Annotated in this window: 16 protein-coding genes and 4 pseudogenes; 6 read left to right on the top strand and 14 right to left on the bottom strand. The window is 29.2% G+C overall.

All coding sequences use genetic code 11. The features are described 5' to 3' along the window. The first annotated feature begins 125 nt into the window (after window positions 1-125). Together rsmH and FBF21_RS03575 are read left to right on the top strand one after the other, a co-directional pair. Window positions 126-1064: a 16S rRNA (cytosine(1402)-N(4))-methyltransferase RsmH gene (gene rsmH / locus FBF21_RS03580; protein ID WP_079351421.1), complete on the top strand. Its 939-nt coding sequence runs from the start codon at window positions 126-128 to the stop codon at window positions 1062-1064. Continuing rightward, on the top strand, window positions 1064-2002 hold the full coding sequence (locus tag FBF21_RS03575) for a hypothetical protein (RefSeq protein ID WP_032582058.1): 939 nt from the start codon (window positions 1064-1066) through the stop codon (window positions 2000-2002). The genes rsmH and FBF21_RS03575 overlap by 1 nt, the downstream gene beginning before the upstream one ends. Here the strand turns inward: FBF21_RS03575 and FBF21_RS03570 are convergent. After that, on the bottom strand, window positions 1990-2481 hold the full coding sequence (locus FBF21_RS03570) for a hypothetical protein (protein ID WP_002852223.1): 492 nt from the start codon (window positions 2479-2481) through the stop codon (window positions 1990-1992). The genes FBF21_RS03575 and FBF21_RS03570 overlap by 13 nt on opposite strands. A gap of 148 nt (window positions 2482-2629) precedes the next feature. Here FBF21_RS03570 and FBF21_RS03565 point away from each other — a divergent pair, with 148 nt between their 5' ends. Then, window positions 2630-6382, top strand: a complete 3753-nt coding sequence (locus FBF21_RS03565; protein WP_165433006.1) for an Eco57I restriction-modification methylase domain-containing protein — start codon at window positions 2630-2632, stop codon at window positions 6380-6382. 27 nt (window positions 6383-6409) lie between these two features. On the opposite strand, the gene FBF21_RS03560 is transcribed toward FBF21_RS03565, so the two are convergent. Further along, entirely contained in the window at window positions 6410-7600 is a 1191-nt protein-coding gene (locus FBF21_RS03560; protein WP_165433005.1) for an acetate kinase, read from the bottom strand. 13 nt (window positions 7601-7613) lie between these two features. Further along, on the bottom strand, window positions 7614-9119 hold the full coding sequence (gene pta, locus FBF21_RS03555; protein WP_010790824.1) for a phosphate acetyltransferase: 1506 nt from the start codon (window positions 9117-9119) through the stop codon (window positions 7614-7616). 89 nt (window positions 9120-9208) lie between these two features. On the opposite strand from pta, the gene flgH reads away from it, so the two are divergent. Continuing rightward, entirely contained in the window at window positions 9209-9907 is a 699-nt protein-coding gene (flgH, locus tag FBF21_RS03550) for a flagellar basal body L-ring protein FlgH (protein ID WP_002864738.1), read from the top strand. Between the two features lie 29 nt (window positions 9908-9936). Here the strand turns inward: flgH and ispG are convergent, their stop codons facing one another. Further along, window positions 9937-11010: a flavodoxin-dependent (E)-4-hydroxy-3-methylbut-2-enyl-diphosphate synthase gene (ispG, locus tag FBF21_RS03545; RefSeq protein ID WP_002854766.1), complete on the bottom strand. Its 1074-nt coding sequence runs from the start codon at window positions 11008-11010 to the stop codon at window positions 9937-9939. Window positions 11011-11155: 145 nt separating this feature from the next. Here ispG and FBF21_RS03540 point away from each other — a divergent pair. Further along, window positions 11156-12549 (top strand): annotated as a pseudogene (locus tag FBF21_RS03540) (DUF2972 domain-containing protein). Window positions 12550-12558: 9 nt separating this feature from the next. Here FBF21_RS03540 and FBF21_RS03535 read toward each other — a convergent pair. The 4 genes from FBF21_RS03535 to FBF21_RS03520 are packed head-to-tail and all read right to left on the bottom strand — an operon-like array spanning window position 12559 to window position 15290. After that, window positions 12559-14412: a primosomal protein N' gene (locus FBF21_RS03535; RefSeq protein ID WP_002860009.1), complete on the bottom strand. Its 1854-nt coding sequence runs from the start codon at window positions 14410-14412 to the stop codon at window positions 12559-12561. Further along, a complete protein-coding gene (locus FBF21_RS03530) occupies window positions 14394-14831 on the bottom strand; it encodes a prepilin-type N-terminal cleavage/methylation domain-containing protein (RefSeq protein ID WP_002852324.1) in 438 nt (145 codons plus the stop codon). Before FBF21_RS03530 ends, FBF21_RS03535 begins: the two co-directional genes overlap by 19 nt. Further along, on the bottom strand, window positions 14828-15070 hold the full coding sequence (locus FBF21_RS03525; protein WP_002854947.1) for a hypothetical protein: 243 nt from the start codon (window positions 15068-15070) through the stop codon (window positions 14828-14830). The genes FBF21_RS03530 and FBF21_RS03525 overlap by 4 nt, the downstream gene beginning before the upstream one ends. Continuing rightward, window positions 15060-15290, bottom strand: coding sequence for a hypothetical protein (locus FBF21_RS03520; protein WP_002852327.1), 231 nt, complete (start codon window positions 15288-15290; stop codon window positions 15060-15062). Before FBF21_RS03520 ends, FBF21_RS03525 begins: the two co-directional genes overlap by 11 nt. 153 nt (window positions 15291-15443) lie before the next feature. Between FBF21_RS03520 and uvrB the strand changes: the two genes are divergently transcribed. Beyond that, the gene (gene uvrB, locus FBF21_RS03515) at window positions 15444-17417 is read left to right on the top strand and encodes an excinuclease ABC subunit UvrB (protein WP_002869815.1); all 1974 of its coding nucleotides are present in this window, start codon (window positions 15444-15446) and stop codon (window positions 17415-17417) included. Window positions 17418-17518: 101 nt separating this feature from the next. Here uvrB and FBF21_RS09160 read toward each other — a convergent pair whose 3' ends face one another. From FBF21_RS09160 to FBF21_RS03505, 6 genes and pseudogenes are all read right to left on the bottom strand, one after another. Continuing rightward, the gene (locus FBF21_RS09160) at window positions 17519-17839 is read right to left on the bottom strand and encodes a hypothetical protein (RefSeq protein WP_230099896.1); all 321 of its coding nucleotides are present in this window, start codon (window positions 17837-17839) and stop codon (window positions 17519-17521) included. Then, entirely contained in the window at window positions 17815-17946 is a 132-nt protein-coding gene (locus tag FBF21_RS09370) for a hypothetical protein (RefSeq protein ID WP_230099906.1), read from the bottom strand. The genes FBF21_RS09160 and FBF21_RS09370 overlap by 25 nt, the downstream gene beginning before the upstream one ends. A 28-nt stretch (window positions 17947-17974) precedes the next feature. Beyond that, entirely contained in the window at window positions 17975-18163 is a 189-nt protein-coding gene (locus tag FBF21_RS09365; protein WP_230099897.1) for a DUF4118 domain-containing protein, read from the bottom strand. A gap of 23 nt (window positions 18164-18186) precedes the next feature. Then, window positions 18187-19207, bottom strand: a pseudogene (locus tag FBF21_RS09150) (sensor histidine kinase KdpD). A gap of 131 nt (window positions 19208-19338) precedes the next feature. Next, window positions 19339-19644 (bottom strand): annotated as a pseudogene (locus FBF21_RS09070) (potassium-transporting ATPase subunit C); the annotation flags it as partial. Further along, a pseudogene (locus FBF21_RS03505) lies at window positions 19633-20660 on the bottom strand (HAD-IC family P-type ATPase); the annotation flags it as partial. The pseudogenes FBF21_RS09070 and FBF21_RS03505, both read right to left, overlap by 12 nt.

Genomic DNA, 20660 nt, shown 5'->3' with positions numbered 1-20660 from the left:
TATCGTAGAAGTGTTTAAGTGGAGTTTAATTATAAAATTTTTACCAAAAAATATTTGTTCTTTAAATTTTATGATTTTTACAATGAAATTTAGTTATAATTATAGTTTATAAAAATTTATTAGGATTGATTTTGGAAATTCCTCATATCCCAGTTTTGCTTAATGAAGTTCAAGAGATTTTTAAAAATCTTAAAACAGGTTATTTTTTAGACTGCACTTTAGGATTTGGCGGACATAGTGAAGCTTTGCTTAAAAATCATCCTGATCTTAAATTCATTGCTTGTGATCAAGATCAACAAGCTTTAGAATTTTCTAAAAAACGCCTTAAAGATTTTCGCAATAGGATAACTTTTATGCAAAGTAATTTTAGTGAAGTTTTAGAAAAAATTTCACATAAAGAAGAATTAAGAGGTATTTTAGCAGACATTGGAGTTTCTTCATTTCAGCTTGATAATAACGAAAGAGGTTTTAGTGTAAATTCTGACTTTTTGGATATGAGAATGAATCAAAACTCCAAAATATCGGCTTATGAGATTATTAATACTTATACAAAAGAGCAATTAACTTCCATTTTTAAAGATTATGGAGAATTATATGATGCACATTTTATTGCTAAAAAAATTTGCCTAGAAAGAAGTAAAAATCCAATCAAAGGTGCCAAAGAGCTTTATCAAATCATAGGAAAAGGTAAACAAAATCATAGAAAAATTTCCAAAGCTACTTTAGCATTTCAAGCCATTAGAATAGAAGTAAATCAAGAACTTAAAGTGCTTAAAGATTTTCTTGAACATTTAGAAAATTTAAAACCAAAAAATTGCATTTTAGCTATCATTAGCTTTCATTCTTTAGAAGATAGAATAGTAAAACAATTTTTCAAAAAATGGTCAAAAAACTGCATTTGTAATGAAAAAATAATGCGTTGCGAATGTGGAAATAACCATAGCCTAGGACAAATAATAACTAAAAAAGCTATAAGTGCGAGCAAGGAAGAACTTTTAAAAAATTCTCGCTCTAGTTGTGCTAAAATGCGGGCTTTTTATTTTAATAATTTGGATAATAAATAATGCTAGAAGATGATTTTATAAAAGAACGCCAAAACATACGCCAAAAAATGCTGAAATTTTCTCGCGCCATAAATCAAGGCAAACCGCTTGATGATGATTTAAGAGATGAAATTTCTAGCGATGATATTTTAAGACGTCGTTTTAAAAAAAAGACTCCTAATAAATTCTTAAAAGAACTCGATGAAGAGTATGAGTCAAAACATACTAAAAAATCAAATATATATTTAAAAGAAGATCTAATCAATGTTAAATTAGAAGAAAAGCAATCTCTTGCTAAAAAAATTTTTTCCAAAATGAAAGAAAGAAGAAAAGAAGAAAATAAAAAAACTAAAAAAAATTTTTTATTTAGCAGAAAAAAAGCAAACGAAATAAAAAATATCCAAACCAAAACACAAATTCAAACAAAAAGCAATCAAGCTACCACTCAAACAAAACAAGAAAAAAAGGGACTTACAAATTCTATAGAAAAAATTCAAAAAACAGAAAGTAAAATACAAAAACCTCTAATTATAGAAAAAAAACTAGATGTTAAAAATCAACCTAATATCAAGAAAAGTTTAGAAAATTTACAAAAAAAAATAACACCACAAGAAAATAAACAAGAACTTCCAAAACCATCTAATCAAGCTCAAGAAAAACAACAAAATGATGAAGATGCTCAAAAGGCAAAAAATATTTTACTAGAAGGCTTCTCTAATGCTACCAAAGAAGATAGAAACCTAAACTTCAATCATCTTCTTTTTGCAGCTTTACTTGTTAGTTTTGCATTATTTTTATTTGCCCCACAAATTTATATTAGAAATCAAATTTATTATCTTAGTAGAGAGATTGCTACATTAAGAACAGAAGAAAGTGTTTTAAACGAGGAAAATAAAGACTTAAAAAGAAGACTTGAAAATATGCGATTCCAAAATCAAATTTTAGATTATTTAGAATGAATAATCTTATCTAAAACATACTGCTCTAAATTTGCTTTTGGAATTTCTTCTTTTAAAGCTTCTTTATAAAATTCACCCGCCATTGTAGAGTACTTTTCATAAGCAAAATAAGGAAAGTGTAAAGCCCAGGCTTTTTGTATTATTTTTTTTGAGATTATTTTGCGAGTATAAACTTTAAAAATATCATATCCTATAAATACACAAGCAGTAACCATAACAGCGCTCACTATGCTTATATGAAAGTCAAGCTTTGTTAAAAAATAATGAGTAATCAAAAGCAATGGCAATAAAATCACAGCGCAAAAAACACCAAAATAAATATAAGAATTTAGAATTTTGAAATTAAAATTTAGCTTAGAAGGATCTACAAGCATTCCATCGTTAAAAAGTGCATTTGCCTCTAATAAATCTCTTATAAGAACAGGTTGCTCTGATACTTTAAATAAAAAACGAAGGCTAAATTCTTTAAATTTTTTCATAATCCACGCTTTATTTTTTAATTAAAATTTTATCCAAAGAAAATTAATTCCAACTAAAAAATCATTTTCATAAATAAGCACAAGTCTTTAAATTTTTTAGATATAATTTAAAATGTCAAATTTTTAAAAATACTTTAGAAAGAAAGCCATGAATTACTATCAAGAACTTAAAAAATACCTCAACAATAATCTTTTTACAAGCTATTCTTTAGAAATTGACTTTCCTAAGATTTATAATTTCAACGCAAATCAAAAAGCCTTTAGAGATATTTTAACTAAAATTACAAAAATTTACGACAAAAATAAATTTATAAAACAAAACGAACATCAATTTGAAGATGAATTTATATCAAAAGTATTAGAAATTTTAGGGTGGTGCTTTGTAAGACAAGATGAAAAAATCATACAAGGAAAATTGGAAAAACCTGATTTTCTACTTTTTAGCAATGACAAATTAAAATCAAAATACGAAAATTTAGACAAAGAAACAAAAAAATCAAGCAATGATTTCACAATCATTTTAGAGTCAAAAGCTTATAATATAGAAATAGACAATAAAAAAGTAAAAGACAACCCTCACTTTCAAATTCTAAGATATCTAGGCAATCTTAAGAAAAATTATGGTTTTTTAACCAATGGTAGATTTTGGCGTTTTTATGATAATTCTATACTGAATTCAAACAAAGTTTTTTACGAAATCAATCTAGAAAAAATCATTGAAGATCAAAATATTGAAGCTTTTGCGTATTTTTATAGTGTATTTAGCGCTTTTAATTTCACAGAAAAAGAAGATCATTTAGAAATAACTCTACAAAACAATAAACTTTCAAAAATCAAAATAGAAGATGATTTAAAATCTATCATTTACGGAACCAATGGAAATGAATCTTTATTTGAATTCATAGGCTCTAGAATTTACAATAAAACAAAGGCGGATTTAAAACTAATCTATGAAAATTCTTTATATTTTATCTTTAGGCTTTTATTTATTGCTTATTTTGAAGATAAATTTGAAATTATACTAGAAAAACATAAGTATTTTAAAAGTAAAATCAGTCTTAGAACCTTACTTGAAAATTTACAAGAAGATGAAAGCTCAAGTGGTGGCTTTGGAGAACTTGAAAATATTTTCAACATTTACAACAAAGGCAAAGGCAATTTTGACATGCCTGTTTTTAATGGCGGTTTGTTTGATGAGAGCAAAACCGCTCTTTTAAGCACGCCAAAAATCTTTAACGATAAAGATTTAAAATTCATTTTAAACCAATTATTAAATTTTAAAGATAAAAATCTAAGCTTTAAAAGAGATTACAAAACTTTAAGTGTAGAACATTTAGGCACGATTTATGAAGGCTTGCTTTCTTATTTTTTTGAAATAGCAAATGAAGATATTTACTATGTAAGCTATAAAGAAAAATCAAAAGAAATAGAATGTTATTTTGATAATTATGATTTCAAAATTTTAGAAAAATCAAAAAAAGTAGAAAAATACACCTTTTACAAAAAAGGACAAATTTACCTTAAAAATACTAGCAACTCAAGAAAAGCAAGCGCAAGCTTTTACACACCTCAATCCATAGCTAATTTTTTAATCCAAAGTGCTTTAAAAGACAAACTAAACAATGAAAATATTTTGAAATTTAAAATACTAGACAATGCTTGCGGTAGTGGACATTTTTTAGTTGGAGTTTTAAACGCTATTACACACATTGTTTTATCAGATTTTGATCATTTTACAAATTTAAAAGAACTTTACGAAGAAGAAAAAGAAAATATTTTAAATCATATAAAAGATTTTGTGCAAGACTATGAAGTAGATGAGAGTGATATTTTAAAACGACTTTTACTAAAACGCATTATTTATGGAGTGGATTTAAACCCTTTTAGCATAGAGCTTACTAAACTTAGCCTTTGGATAGATAGTTTTATCTTTACAACCCCACTTTCTTTTATAGAACACCACATAAAGTGCGGCAATGCTTTGATAAATTCTAACCTAAGTGATTTTAAAGATTTGATAAAACAAAACTCAAGCAACCTTTTTACAAATTCCATAACACAAGAATTTGAAATTTTACAAGAAGTATTTGAAAAACTTGACAATCTAAAAGATACCAACGAAGAACAAATCAAACAATCTAAACAAATCTATCAAAATGAAATCACACCAAAACTTAATAAACTAAATTTATATCTAAACTATATCAACACGCTTCATTTTGTCAACAAAGAAGAATTACAAATTCTAAAAGCCCTAAGTCAAGATGATATACAAAATTTAAGCCAAAATGAACAAGCAAAAGCTATCATTAGCAAATATCAAAAAGAATTTAATTTCTTTAACTATGAGTTAGAATTTCCTGAAATCGTAGAAAATCAAGTCTTTAAAGGCTTTGATATCATCATAGGTAATCCACCTTGGGATAAAACTAAATTTAGTGACGATGATTTCTTTCCGCAATATAAAAGCGATTATAGAAGCTTAATCGCTAGCAAGAAAAAAGAAATTCAAGACAATTTGCTAGCGAAAGATTATATAAAGCAAAATTATGAAAAACAAAAAGCATATATAAATGATTTAAGCGAGTATTATAAAAAAGCTTATCCTTTAAACAAAGGCAGTGGAGATGGAAATTTATTTCGTCTTTTTGTAGAAAAAAATCTTTCTCTTTTAAAACAAGATGGAAATTTAGCTTATGTACTTCCTAGTGCTTTGATGTTTGAAGATGGAAGCTTAACTTTAAGAAAAGAAATTTTAGAAAATAAAACTTTAGAATATTTTTATAGTTTTGAAAATAGACAAGCTATATTTGCTGATGTGCATAAAAGCTATAAATTTGCTCTTATGCAAGTAAAAAACACACAAGCAAATCACACTCACAAAATCAAAACGATGTTTTATAAAACAGATATGAACTCATTAAAAAACAAAGATGAAATTTTAACTCTAAGTTTAAAAGATATCAAAAAACTAAGCCCAACTCACCTAGCTTTAATGGAGTTAAAAGACAAACAGGCTTTAGAAATTCTAAGAAAATGCTACAATGCTTTTCAAAACTTGTCTTTTGATTATATAGATTTTGTAAATGAACTTCATATGACAAATGATAAAGATTTGTTTATAGAAGAGTTTAGGGAAGGACTTTTGCCTTTATTTGAAGGCAAAATGATACATCAGTTTGATACAAATTTTAGCCAAGCTACTTATTTTTTAGAAAAGGCTAAATTTGACGAGCGATTAAAAAGCAAAGAACTTTCAAGAGCTAAAAAAGCTACTGGGAAAGAATTAAATCCTAAATTGATAAAATACGATAGAGAATTTTTTAGACTTGGATATAGAACTATTGCAAGCGATACAAATGAAAGAACCTTGATAGCTTCTTTATTGCCAAAAAATTGCGGGTGCGGAAATAGTGTTTATTCTAATATTCCGAAACAATATATTGTAAAAGATGATGCAATTTGCATGGATATAGTGCCTTATGAAAGAATTTTATTTGTTTTGGCTTTGTTTAATTCTTTAGTGGTTGATTTTATCATAAGAAATATGGTGCAAATCAATGTAAGCAAAACCTATCTAGAAAGAATTCCTCTGCCTCAACCAAGTGATGAAGAAATTCAAAACAATGAAATTTATAAAACCCTCGCTAAAAATGCTTTGCTTTTACAGCTTTACAATGATAAAAATCATCATTTTGATGAGCTAAAACAAGAATTTAATATAAAAAATGAAGAAATTCCAAAAACTAAAAAAGCTTATGATATCTTAAGAGCAAAAAATGATTTATTGGTTAAAGAACTTTATGGTTTAAGTGATGATGAATTTTCTTACATGATAAGCACTTTTAAAGTTTTAAATGAAAAGCAAAGTGAATATACAACCTTGCTAAAAACTATATAAATGAAAGATTTATATAGTTTTTAAAATTTAATTTTTACCGATAAGTTCTTCTGTGATTCTAGCGATTTCTAATTCTTCATCTGTAGGAATAACAAGCACTTTAAGTTTAGAATTTGCATGATTTATCATTCTTTCGCCCGAAATCCTTTGTTTGTTAAGTTCAAAATCTAACTCGATACCAAGATGAGCTAATCTCTCGCATACTTTTTGTCGAACCAAACTATCATTTTCTCCTATACCACCTGTAAAAATAATAGCATCGGTTTTTGGTAATATAGCGAAATAAGCTCCTATGTATTTTACAAGACGATAACAAAACATATCAAGAGCCAAGCGTGCTTTATCATTACCTTGTTCTATCTCTCTTTCTATATCTCTAAAATCATTATAACCGCAAATTCCATATACTCCACTTTTTTTATTCATCAGTGTATCTATTTCTTCTATAGTTAAACCCTTAAGATGACTAACAAAAGGTAAAATAGCAGGGTCTAAATCTCCACAACGCGTTCCCATAATAAGTCCTTCAAGTGGAGTAAAGCCCATAGAAGTATCCATACTCTTACCTTTTTCTATAGCACATACACTTGCACCATTTCCAAGATGAGCAGAGATGACATTTAATTCATTTTGATCTTTTTGAAGAAATTTTGCCGCTCTAGAACTAACATAAGCATGAGAAGTCCCATGAAAACCATATCTTCTAATATTATGCTTATCATAAAAATCATAAGGCAAAGCATACATATAAGCAAAATCAGGCATAGTGCGATGAAAAGCTGTATCAAAAATAGCTGCATTAGCAACACTAGGTGCAGCTTTGATCATTGTTTTTATACCTGCTAAATGGGCAGGATTATGCAAAGGAGCAAAAATACTAACCCTATCTATCTCTTTAAGAACATAATCATCTACTAAACAATGCTCACTTAAATTTCTTCCCCCGTGAACTATACGATGACCACAGCCATCAAGAGCATTTAAATCTGCTAAAATTCCTGATTCTTTAAAAAGCTCGTTGACTATACTAAGTCCTTCTTCGTGATTATTTATTGTTAATTCTCTTTCAAAACTTTCGTTATTTAAAGTATTTTTTAATACAACCTTTGAATTTTGCTCTCCAATTTTTTCTACCAATCCACTGGCTTTAACGATTTTATTATCAAAAAATTTAAATTTAATCGATGAAGAACCTGAATTTAAAACTAAAATTTTCATTTATCATTCCTTTCTATTGAGCTTGTATTGCACTTAAAATTACGGTATCTACAATATCATCTACCAAACATCCACGACTTAAATCATTAACAGGTTTTTTAAGACCTTGCAAAATAGGACCGATTGCTAAAGCATTAGCAGTTCTTTGAACTGCTTTGTAACAAATATTTGCTGCGTTAAGATCAGGAAAAATATACACATTTGCATGACCTGCTATCTTAGAATTTGGCATTTTCTTTGCTGCAGTTTTTGGATCATAAGCGCAGTCAAACTGCATAGGACCATCTATATTCAACTCAGGATATTTTTCTTTAGCAATCTTTAATGCTTCTTTTACAAGATCTACGCTTTCTCCTTTACCGCTATCACCACTAGAATAAGAAAGCAAAGCTATTCTTGGTTCAAGTCCAAAAGATTTAGCAGTCATAGCACTTACATAAGCACTAGTTGCAAGCTGTTCGGCAGTTGGACTTGGATTTACAGCACAATCAGCAAAAGCTAAAACTTGATCTTCAAGCCCCATAAAGAAAATTCCTGAAACGGAACTAATACCTTCTTTGGTTTTAATAAGCTGTAATGCTGGGCGAATCGTTTCAGCTGTAGTAGTTGATGCTCCACTAACCATAGCATCAGCTTTTCCAGTATGTATAAGCAAAGTTCCAAAATAAGTTTTATCCTGAACTAGCATCTTAGCCTCTTCTAAACTCATGCCTTTAGATTTTCTTGCTTCATAAAGAATAGAAGTAAATTCTTGATTATATTCTGAATTAAGTGGATTCATAATTTGTATAGTACTTAAATCAAGACTTAATCTAGCGGCATCTTGTTTGATTTTTTCCTCATCACCTAATAAAATAAGATCAACAACTTTACTTTTTAATAAAATTTCAGCAGCTTTTAAAATTCTCTCATCATTACTTTCTGGCAAAACAACAGTTTTTTTATTTTTTACGCTTTGTTTAATCAATTCATATTTAAAACGATGCGGAGTTATAAAATCATACTCTTTAAGCTTTTGCACTTCTTCAAAATTAAATTTTTCATTAATCAAAACATAATTACGACCATCTAGGGCATGATCGAAATATTTTTGAGCTATAAGTTTATCTTCATCGTTAATAATAGCAGCGATAGGGGTATTAAGATTTTTAGCCAATTTTATACTAAGATCAAATCCATCAAGTATTCCAAATTCGCAAAAGCTATTTACAAGCACAAAATCGTATTTGCGTTTTAACTCTTCGTATTCTTCTAAAATAACATTAAAAAAATTATGAGGATCTTTGCTAAATTCCTCCATTGCCTCTCTAAAGGTAAAACCATAAGCGCTTTTTACAGTTTGATTGATATTAAATTCTTCCAACCAACCTTGCAAAACAGGGACGCGATGTATGTATATTACAGGGCAATAAATTGCGATATTTTTGTAAATTTTGCTATAATTTTTAAGCAAATTTGTACTAATAATAGTATTTAACTCATCACTTCTAGATCTCATCAAATAAAGATTTGCCATCATTTTCTCCTTGAATTTATAAATGTGGAACACTCTTTGCTTTTTCTAATTTTAACAAAGAAAAATAAAAATTCATATTTTAAAGGACGAAAATGAAAAAAGTTTTATTTTATGTGTTACCGTTTGCATTTTTTGGTTGTTCTGCAACGGTTGATCCGCAAATTTCAATGAAACCACCTGCTTATGTAGAAGAACTTGCACCAAAACAAAGTAATAATGTAGAAAGTGCACCAGGATCGCTTTTTGGCAAAGGGGATAATCCTTTATTTTCAGATAAAAAAGCTATGAATGTAAATGATTTAGTTACAGTTGTTATACAAGAAAGCACCACTCAAAGCACACAAGCTAATAAAGCAACAAGTAGAACTAATACCTCAAATTTAGGCGGAGGTGCTTTAACAGGAAGTTCAGGAGTGGTAGCTAATGCTCTTAATAAAGTCAATGCTTATTCTAATATAGGCTTTCAAACCAATAGTTCAAACAACTACACAGGAACAGGCTCACAAAGCAGAAATGAAAGTTTCAATACTACAATTTCAACGCGTGTAATTAAAATTTTATCAAATGGTAATTATTTTATCGAAGGTTCAAGAGAGCTTTTAATCAACGGGGAGAAGCAAATCATACAATTAAGCGGTGTTATTCGTCCTTATGACATCGGTCAAGACAATACTATAGATAGTAAATATATAGCAGATGCTAAAATTCTATATAAAACAGAAGGAGAAGTGGATAGAAGCACAAGAAAACCTTGGGGTAGTAAAGTTATAGAAGCGATATGGCCATTCTAAAAGCAAGGTTAAACCTTGCTTTTAGGCTTTTATTCTTTTACAGCCCTACTTTTAACCTCATCTTCAACTTCAGCTAAAAATCTATCTACAAGTTCACTTTCTTTTAATTTAGCTACAACTTCACCATGTCTTATGACAAGTCCTTGATTTTTCCCAAAGGCTATAGCCACATCAGCGCCCTTAGCTTCGCCTAAAGCATTTACCACACAACCCATGACACTGATGTTTAAAGGTTCTTTTATATGCTTGGTTTTTTCCTCTACGATTTTAATCGCACTTAACAAATCACTTTGAATCCTACCGCAAGTTGGACATGAAATAATATTTACTCCGCTTTTTTGTACTCCGCTATCTTGCAAAATTGCTCTCGCTACACGAATTTCTTCTTCAAGCTCACCCGTCATAGAAACACGCATAGTATCGCCTATACCTTTAAGAAGTAAATTTCCTAAAGCTATAGAACTTTTTACAGTGCTATGAAATTTAGTTCCTGCTTCAGTTACCCCTAAGTGAAAAGGATAATCACAAAGCGGTCTTAATCTCTCATAAGCTTCTATAGTTTTTTGAGCATCTGAAGTCTTCATGGAAATTTTAATATCAAAAAAGTCTAAATCCTCTAAAAGCTTGATATTATACATCGCACTTTCTAGCATGGCATCGACACCATAACCAAATTTATCACTAAATTGTTTTTCTATGGAGCCGTGATTTACACCGATGCGTATAGGGATACCCCGTTCTTTACATGCTTTTACCACTTCTTTAATATTTTCTTTAGAGCCTATATTGCCAGGATTTATACGCACGCCATCGATAAATTCAGCACAATATACAGCCAAATTATGATTAAAATGAATATCTACGATTAAAGGTAGAGGACTTTTAGCTTTAATCTCTTTTAAAGCCCTTGCATCAGCCATATCCAAGCACGCCAAACGCACTATGTTTGCTCCTGCAAAATAAAGACGATTGATTTGTTCTAAAGAACCTTCTATATCTCTTGTTTTAGTAAAAAGCATAGATTGAACTGAAATGGGTGCATCACCGCCTATTAAAACATTTCCTACTTTGATTTGTCTGGTTTTAAATCTTTTATACTCCATAACTTCACTCTTTGAAAAATTTTAATATCAAATTTTAACTTTTTATTGCTTTAATTAAAGTTTATTTTTGATAATATATTTAAATTTCATGACATTTAAATATTTATGAATTATATATAAATTAAATACAATTAAAAGAGGTTATATGCAAAATCTTTTACTCTATATAAAAAATAACCTAACTCCAACCCTAGCTCAAATTCTTTTACAAGCTTTAAAAAATTCGAATAATGAAAAATTTTTTACCTTTGTTTTGAAAAATATTGAAACAATTTGCACTTGGCTCAATTCTAACGAATTTAGGGATAGATATTTATCAACAAAACATCCTTATCCACCTTTAATCAATCCTAATTTTATAGAAATAGATTCTAGTCGACATTGCGCAGAATTAGCTTGGGATTTAAATTTACCCCTACCTAAACACTATAAATTTATCTATATTTCTCCACATGGCGTTGGAGCAGCAGCATTTTTAAGATACCTTAATCAATGTTGCGATGTAACTTGTTTTGCCTCCTGGGTTTTACCACCTGATAGCAAAGAGAGATATTGTATTAATTACATGTGTCTAAATGATAATACAATTGCTCAATATGCTATTAATATATCAGAAATTAATCTACCTTATTTTGATAAATATCTATCTTTATTAGATTTTAATTCTAAGATTATTTGCGGAGTTCGAGATCCAATAGGACTTTTAAAGCATAGCTGGGGAAGAGATTGGAGTAAAGTTTTAAGAAACTATCCCCCTGAATTTAATCTAACTTATGATTGGCGTTATTACATCAACTATCTTACTCATCAAAATCATAAAATTAAAATCGATATAAATGAACTACAACAAGGAGTTTTTATCATCTCTTATTTATTAAAATATTTTAACAAAGACAATGTATACTATCTTGATATGGAAGAAATCCGCCAATCAAAGGCCTTCGATACCATGAATTTACTTGCTATAAATTTTAATTTTACCCCCCCCATAAAGATAAATTAGATTTATTTAAAATTAAAGAATTTAGAGGTTATATTCGCTATCTTTTTCCTATTACACTTTATGCAAATTCTAAAGATATTAATAACACCTTTTATCTTAATACTCCTAAAAATAATAAAAATTTCAATATTGATAGAACTTCTAGCATTCCCATAATTTTAGACAGAAAACATATCAATCATGAAAAAATAGACATAATACAAGAAATTATAAAAAACGACCTATGTAATGATATGGGTGTATATATTGATAAAAATGATTTTAAGCAATTAGAACAAAACAATCTTTTATTTTCAACAATTAAACATTATTTGTATGATTTTTTATATCAAATTAAAATAACCATAGATGAAACAGAATCAAAAATGATGAAAGAAAAAGATGTAATAGATTATTTTATAAAAAATAAATCACTTATTTACACTTTTTTTAATATTTTTGAAAATGAACTAAATCATTTAAAACAAACACATCCTCATATTATTGATTCTTGGAAATATTATAAAGAATTTGAAAAAATATACAAAGATAAATAATCATATCACTTACACAAAATCAATAGGATCAATATCCGCACTTGCATTTTTAAATTGCAAAATATAATTTTCAATTGCCACTAAAGCTTTATGATTTTCACTTCTAAGCAACAAATAAAAACGATATTTTCCATACAGCATTTCAACTCCACAAATTCCATAGCCTACCAATTCTACCTGTTTGATATTTCTAAATTGAGAAGCAAATTTTTCACAAAGTTTTTGTGCACTTTTTTGATCTTTATCTTCTATAAGAACTCTTAAAAGGCGTTTAAATGGGGGGTAAAGATCTTTTCTATTTTCTAACTCATCTTTTAAAAAAGCATCATAATTCTCTATATACCTTTCAAAAAAAGCTCTATTTTTTGTTTGCAAAAGTACTCTTGCTTCGCCTTTACGCCCTGCCCTGCCTGCAACTTGCATAGCTAAAGCTAAAGTTTCTTCACTCGCTCTAAAACTAGGACGCAACAAATATTCATCAAGCCCTAAAATCACACTCAAATCCACACTATGATAATCATGTCCTTTAGCAAGCATAGAAGTGCCAATAAGTATATCGATCTTATTTTCATTAAAGTTTTTTAAAATAGTATTAAGCTTTTTAACGCTTGTGATTTCATCGCTATCAAATTTTGCTATTTTTGCTAAAGGCAAAGCATTTTGCAAAAGCTCTAAAAGTTCAGCAGTCCCAATTTTTCTAGCTTCTAACATTTCTCCTTTGCAACTTGGACAATTTTGCTCTATTAAAGAAGTATAATTACAATAATGACATTTTAAAATATTTTTCTTTTTATGCATACTCATAGCAATAGAACAAAAAGGACATTTTATCGTTTCTCCACAATCCTTGCAAATGATTTGCCTAAAATTAGCCCTTGTAGGTAAAAACACTATAGCTTGTTTTTGATGTTTTAAACTTTTTTCTAATTCGCTTAAAAGCATAGGTGTTATACCGAGCTCATTTTCATCATATAAAAAATGTTTTTTACTCTCAAAAAAAGTTCCTTTTAGTCTAAAACTTTTTTGTTTATAAAAGCTCGTTAAAGATGGGGTTGCAGAACCTAAAACCACTTTAATATTATTTTTTTGACCCAAAAAAAGTGCTAAATCTCTTGCATTGATAAAAGGCTGGTTAGAAGCCTTATAAGAATTATCGTGTTCTTCATCTACTACAATAAGTCCTAAATTTCTAAAAGGTAAAAACAAAGCCGATCTTGCACCCGCTACTAAAAGCACTTCTCCCTTGCAAAAACACTCTAAATATTCTTGCTTTTTTTTCTTTGAAATTTTAGAATGCCACAGGAAAAAATTATCCTTAAAATATACTTCTAAACGCTTTTGCATTTGTGGAGTAAGTGCGATTTCTGGCATCAAAAGTAAAGCTTGCTTACCCTGTTCTAAACACTCTTTTATTAAAGAAATATAAATTTCAGTCTTACCACTACCTGTATCAGCAAAAAGCAAAGAATTATTTTCTTTTTGAAGAAAACTTAAGGCATTTTGTTGTTGATTGCTTAGCTTAGGGGTATCTTTAAAAAACATTTTTTGACATTCATACTTAGGACTAGTTTCAAAAAAACCCAAAACAAAACCAAGTTTTGAAGCATAATAATAAACAATAAAATTTGCCAATTCAAGTTGCAAAGGAGTTAGAAAATACTTTGTAATTTCTTTAATTTCTATAGTTTTAAAATCAGGTTTTTGACATTCTTTAAGTACGATGGCTTTAAGATTTTTTTTAGATTTTAAATCCACTAATACTTGTGTTAAAGGTTTGATTTCATCAAAACTATGAAAAGTTAAATTATCCAAATACAAACCACAAATTGCAAGTTCATAATATCTTATATCAGATCTTTGCATCTAGAACTTCCTATACATTTTAACAAACCTTCTTTAGAATCATAAATAAATTCAACCATCTCTTTAGCATTTAATGCAAATCTATAGTGATTTTTACCTATTTTTATCCAAGATTTAAAATCAGAATAAATAGGTGTATCAAGCAAAGAATAATCACAATCATTTAAACAATAAAAGAGTTTTTCTTTGGCTTGATTGTTTTGCGCATTATCTAAAATTTCTGGAAAATTTAAATTTTTAAGTCTCATTTGACTACGCATTAAAGCAAGAGCTGAGCTTAGCATTTCATAGTCCATTTTTAATTTTAAAATTTTAACCTCATCTTTTGTAGTATTGATAAAAGATAAAGATAAGCTTGACAAAATTCCCAAAATCAAAATCACAAAAACAAGCTCAAGCAGAGTAAAAGCTTTGTTCATTTTGTCGGGAGTTCTTCATTGATTGCTTTTATTAGTTTCTTAAGTTCTCTTTCTAGAATATAATTTTCATAACTTTTTTTAACAAACGCATCTACAAAGCGTTTAAGTTCTATTTTTTTAGTACCCCCTGAAATCAAAGCGATATCATCTTCTAAAAAATTTGCAAATTCTTCACTGCACTTAACAATGAAATCTTTTGCATTAACATTAACAATGACTTGTTTTAGATTATCTGCCAAGAACAGCCTCTATTTTCTTATAAATATCTTCGCTTTCTATATTGCGAGATTTAAGTTCTTCTTCCAAACGCATAATTTGATTACTTTTTGCTTCATTTTGTGCTTTAACGCTTACAAGCTCATTTCTTAAAGCCTCATTGGCTTCGCAAACTTCGTTATACTTTTCAATTAATTCATTTACTTTATCTGTCATAGTATTGATTATTTTTTCATCAAACATATTTTTGCCTTCTTAAAAAATTTGTAATTTATGGAAAATATTATTTGATATTGTAGCAGAAAAAAATTTAAATTTAGGTTTTTATTGTCAATTAATTTTTAATTAAAGCATTTTCTTTTAAAATTTTTTCAAAAATAAAAATAAAGTAGAAAAATGTTAGAACTTACCAGCGAATTTAAACCTAGTCCTGATCAACAAGAAGCCATAAAAGGTATAGTAAAAAGTATAAAAAAAGGCAACAAATATCAAACCTTACTAGGCGTTACAGGAAGTGGAAAAACCTTTACCATGGCAAATGTCATTAAAGAACTTAATATGCCCACTCTTATCATGAGTCACAACAAAAGCCTTTGTGCACAACTTTATAGCGAATTTAAAGGCTTTTTTTCTAAAAATCATGTGGAATATTTTATATCTTATTATGATTATTATCAACCTGAAGCCTATATTCCACGCACTGATGTTTTCATAGAAAAAGACAGCTCCACTAATGAAGACTTAGAGCGTTTAAGACTGAGTGCTACTGCTTCTCTTTTAAGTTATGAAGATGTAGTTTGCATAGCTAGTGTTTCGGCAAATTATGGACTTGGTAATCCAAATGAATACATAGGCATGGTTTTAATCTTTGAACTAGGTATGCAAATTTCACAAAAAGAACTTTTAAAAAAACTTGTAGATATGGGTTATAAAAGAAATGATAATTTTTTTGATCGTGCAGATTTTAGAGTTCAAGGAGATATTATAGACATTTATCCAGCTTATTATGAAGATGAAGTAGTAAGACTTGAATTTTTTGGCGATGAGCTTGATGCTATGTATCATTACAATATTTTAGAAAATAAAAAAGGCAAAGATTTAAAACGCTTCATACTCTATCCTACAAGCCAGTTTAGTGTAGGTGAAACAAGGCTAAAACAAGCGATAAAAGACATAAAAGCAGAACTTAACGAACGCCTTGCTTATTTTGAACATGAAAATAAACTCGTAGAATATCAACGCCTTAAACAAAGGGTTGAATTTGATCTTGAAATGCTTACAAGCACAGGAATGTGTAAAGGCGTTGAAAATTATGCAAGACATTTAACAGGGCTTAAAGAAGGTGATATTCCTTATACGCTTTTTGATTATTTTGCGATTAAAGATAGAAAATTTCTTGTTATAGTCGATGAAAGCCATGTATCTTTACCACAATTTAGAGGTATGTTTGCAGGAGATAGAAGCAGAAAACAAACCTTGGTGGATTATGGTTTTCGTTTGCCTTCAGCCTTGGATAACCGTCCTTTAATGTTTGATGAATTTATCCATAAAAATTGTCAATTTCTTTTTGTTTCAGCCACACCTGCACCTTTAGAACTTGAACTGAGTAAAGAAAACATCTTTCATCAAATCATGCGTCCTACGGGACTGCTTGATCCTTTAATAGAGTTAAAAGATAGTGATAATCAGGTTGAAATTTTATTTGATGAGGCTAAAAAAGTCATACAAAGGAATGAACGTGTTTTAGTGACTGTGCTAACTAAAAAACTCGCTGAAGAACTTACAAGGTATTATTTAGAGCTTGGTATAAAAGTCAAATACATGCACTCAGACATCGATGCTATAGAACGTAATGAAATCATAAGAGGTTTAAGAAGCGGTGCTTTTGATATGCTAATTGGCATTAACTTACTTAGAGAAGGACTAGATCTACCTGAAGTTTCACTCATTGCCATTATGGATGCAGATAAGGAAGGATTTTTAAGAAGCACTACAAGTTTAATCCAAACCATGGGAAGAGCAGCTAGAAATGTCAATGGTAAGGTTTTGCTTTTTTGCAAAAAAATCACAAAATCCATGCAAGAAGCTATGGATACCACAAATGAACGCCGCAAACTTCAAATGGCTTATAATAAAAAATACAATATCACGCCAACTTCAGTTAAACGCCATATTGAAGAGAGTTTAAAAAATGAAGAGGATTTAGGCGAAATTTATCGCAAAGGTAAAAAACTAGAAAAAATGCCTGCTAGCGAAAGAGCTAAACTTGTCAAAGAGTTAAGAAAACAAATGCTTGAAGCAGCTAAAGCACTTGAGTTTGAAAAAGCTGCTGCTATTAGAGATGAGATTAATAAATTAAGGGATTTATAATAAAAATATATCCCTTGTTCTAACTCCTGCCTCATTAAGTAAAGCACTTAAAATTTCATACTGAAAGTCTTGCAAGGGACGTTTTTCTTTTAAAACTATACCTATAACCCCTTTAGTTTTTTCCCATCTTCTATAGGTAAATACATAGCATTAGCATTAGGCAGGGTATTTGTACAAACACCTGCTCTTTCTTTATTTGTTGCAACCCATTGAGCAATAGCAATCTCATCAGCACTAAAACAATTTTTTAACATTTGCTTATCATCGTTAAAAAACAACAAAGGTTTCGATAAAATATTGTTTTTATTTATAGGATAAATAATAATAGGCAAATTTAATAATTTTAAAGCTTGATTTCCAAGTTGTTCCCAAAGCTCTTGTTTGCTTTTCACTCTTGCTAAATTTTCACTATTTTCAAGCAAAATAGCTGTTCTATAAGCTCTTTTAGTGAGTTTTTAGATTGCAATTTTAATCTTCTAGTAAAAACAGCTGTTAAAAATCCAACTATAAACATGGTTGTAAAAGTAATAATATTTCCACTATCATGAACTTTAAGACTAAAAATAGGTTCTAAAAAAGAAAAAATTATAAATCAAAACACTTACCAAAGAAGAATAAAAGGCGAAAATTTTATTATCAGAAATAAAAGAAGAAGCAAAAACTGCTAAAATAAAAATCATAACCATATTACTTGGCTGAGTATTAAATTTATGAAATACAAAAGCTATAAAAGTTGCTAAAAGCAAAACTCCTGTGATTTTTAAAAAACCTAAAAAATCAAAACTTTTTTTACTTCGTATTTTAGGAGTAGAAATTTGATTTTCATTAACAATATATAAATCAATATTGGGTGCTTTTTTAGCAACAGCTTCAAAAATCTCTTCTTTAAACTTTTTTTATCTTTATTTTTACCTAAAACAATTTTAGAAACATTGCTAAGACTTGAATACTCTGCAATTTGTCTTGCTATATCATCATATACGCTAATGATTTCAGCATCAAAACTTTTAGCTAGTTCTATATTTTCTTCTAAGGCTTTTTCTTCTTTAATATTGGGATTTTTCATATAAAGCGCACTCAATTTAGCATGAAAAGCTAAAGCAAGTCTTGCAGCTGCACGAATAACCTTTGCATTTGAAGCATTAATACAAACTAAAATATGCTCTCCAGTATGATAAGCTAAATCATCATTAATAAGCCTTTGTTCACTTGCTCTTAAATTCACTCTTGAAGCAAGTCTTCTTAAGGCAATCTCACGCAAAGCTATAAGTCTTTCTTGGCGAAAGAAATTTTCAAGTGCTAGTTTAGCTTGTTTTTCCTTATAAATTTTACCATCTTGCATTCTTTTTAAAAGCTTATTAGGTTCAATATCAACAAGTTCAACCTGATCAGCCTCATCAAAAATACGATCAGGAATACGCTCTTTAACTTCTATCTTACTGATATTAGCGACTAAATCATTTAAGCTTTCTAAATGTTGTATATTTAAAGTAGTATAAACATCAATCCCTGCTTTTAGAAGTTCTTCTATATCTTGAAAACGCTTTTCATTACGCAAGCCTTTAGCATTAGTGTGCAAGCTCATCTACTAAAACCAAAGCAGGCTTTCTCTTAAGGGTAGCGTCTAAATCAAATTCTTTTAATACTATATTTTTATAAGGAATTTCAAGATTAGCTATACTTTCAAAACCTTGTGTTAAAGCCATTGTTTCAGGTCTATCGTGAGGCTCTATATAGCCTAAAACAACATCAACTCCATTATCCCTTAAAGTTCTGGCTTCACTTAACATAGCATAAGTTTTTCCAGAACCTGCAGCATAACCTAAGAAAATTTTTAATTTTGCAAGTTTGTTTTTTTCTTCTTCCTTAGCTTTAACCTCAAGTTTTTTAAGAATTTGTTCAGGACTTTGTCTTTGCATGTTTATTCTTTTTTCATGGCTTTAGCAATAGCTATATTAACAGCTAAAACATTAACCTTTTCTTCCCCAAAAATCCCTAAAAATTTAGACTCGGTATTTTCTTGAATGATTTTTTCTAGTTCTTCTTTGGTGATTTTTGAAGATTGACTTATCCTAGGAATTTGTACTAGGGCTGCTTGAAGACTGATATGAGGATCAAGACCTGATCCTGAAGCACTTAATAAATCCAAAGGAATTTGTTCTTTTGTAATTTGCGGATTTTCATCTAAAAATTTTTGCAAATCTTTTTGCACACGCTCTTTTAAAGAGGATAAAACACAAGCTTTAATCATTTCTTCTTTACTTATACCTTGAACTTCATAAAATTCATTTGCCAAACGGTTTCCAAAAGTAATCGTTCCTGTTTTATCTAAAATCATAGTATCAACATCACCACAACTTTCAACAGCCTTGCCTGAAAGTGCGATCACATTAAAACGCGTTACCCTGTCCATACCTGCTATTCCTATAGCTGATAAAAGCCCCCCCCCCTATAGTTGTAGGAATAAGACATACAAGCAATGCTACTAACCATGAAATAGGCAAACTCACGCCTAAAAATTGCATAAAAGGATATAAACTTACAACCACCACCAAAAAACTCAAACTAAGTACAATTAAAAGAGTATTAAGAGCAATTTCATTTGGAGTTTTTTGACGCGCAGCACCTTCTACAAGATTGATCATTTTATCTAAAAACTTTCCCCAGCTCCAACTAAAATTTTAATCTTTAAAAAATCAGTTAAAACCGTAGTCCCACCTGTAACAGAAGAAAAATCACCGCCCGCTTCACGCATAACAGGTGCACTTTCACCTGTAATAGCTGATTCATCAACACTTGCAGCACCTTCTATAATTTCTCCATCATTAGGTATAAGTTCACCTGCTTTAACTAAAACTATATCACCTATTTTTAACTCGCTAGAATTAAGCATTTCTTCACTGCCATCACTTTTTATGCGTCTAGCTTTAGAATCCTTTTTGCTTTGTCTTAAGGTAGCTGCTTGGGCTTTATCCCTTCCTTCTGCAATACTTTCTGCAAAACTTGCAAAAAGCAAGGTTACAAATAAAATAAAAGTGATTAAGATGTTATAAATTCTTTCATCAGAATTTCCATTAAACAAAGTAGGAAAAATACTTAAAATCAAAGTAAGAATCAATCCAACTTCCACCATAAACATAACAGGATTTTTTACCATAAAGCGTGGATCAAATTTTAAAAATGCTCCTTTTATGGCATTATTTAAAATTTTTTTATAATGAGTTTATTTTGTTTTTTAGACAT

The sequence above is a fragment of the Campylobacter sp. CFSAN093238 genome (assembly GCF_012898015.1).
GTDB lineage: Bacteria > Campylobacterota > Campylobacteria > Campylobacterales > Campylobacteraceae > Campylobacter_D > Campylobacter_D jejuni.
The sequence above is the reverse complement of the archived record's forward strand: the minus strand, read 5'-3'. Positions and strand labels throughout refer to the sequence as shown.

Excerpts from the sequence above, each read along its gene's own strand:
- FBF21_RS03575 (WP_032582058.1), top strand. The coding sequence starts at position 1,064 with ATGCTAGAAGATGATTTTATAAAAGAACGCCAAAACATACGCCAAAAA.
- FBF21_RS03570 (WP_002852223.1), bottom strand. The coding sequence starts at position 2,481 with ATGAAAAAATTTAAAGAATTTAGCCTTCGTTTTTTATTTAAAGTATCA.
- FBF21_RS03565 (WP_165433006.1), top strand. The coding sequence starts at position 2,630 with ATGAATTACTATCAAGAACTTAAAAAATACCTCAACAATAATCTTTTT.
- FBF21_RS03560 (WP_165433005.1), bottom strand. The coding sequence starts at position 7,600 with ATGAAAATTTTAGTTTTAAATTCAGGTTCTTCATCGATTAAATTTAAA.
- pta (WP_010790824.1), bottom strand. The coding sequence starts at position 9,119 with ATGATGGCAAATCTTTATTTGATGAGATCTAGAAGTGATGAGTTAAAT.
- flgH (WP_002864738.1), top strand. The coding sequence starts at position 9,209 with ATGAAAAAAGTTTTATTTTATGTGTTACCGTTTGCATTTTTTGGTTGT.
- ispG (WP_002854766.1), bottom strand. The coding sequence starts at position 11,010 with ATGGAGTATAAAAGATTTAAAACCAGACAAATCAAAGTAGGAAATGTT.
- FBF21_RS03535 (WP_002860009.1), bottom strand. The coding sequence starts at position 14,412 with ATGCAAAGATCTGATATAAGATATTATGAACTTGCAATTTGTGGTTTG.
- FBF21_RS03530 (WP_002852324.1), bottom strand. The coding sequence starts at position 14,831 with ATGAACAAAGCTTTTACTCTGCTTGAGCTTGTTTTTGTGATTTTGATT.
- FBF21_RS03520 (WP_002852327.1), bottom strand. The coding sequence starts at position 15,290 with ATGTTTGATGAAAAAATAATCAATACTATGACAGATAAAGTAAATGAA.
- uvrB (WP_002869815.1), top strand. The coding sequence starts at position 15,444 with ATGTTAGAACTTACCAGCGAATTTAAACCTAGTCCTGATCAACAAGAA.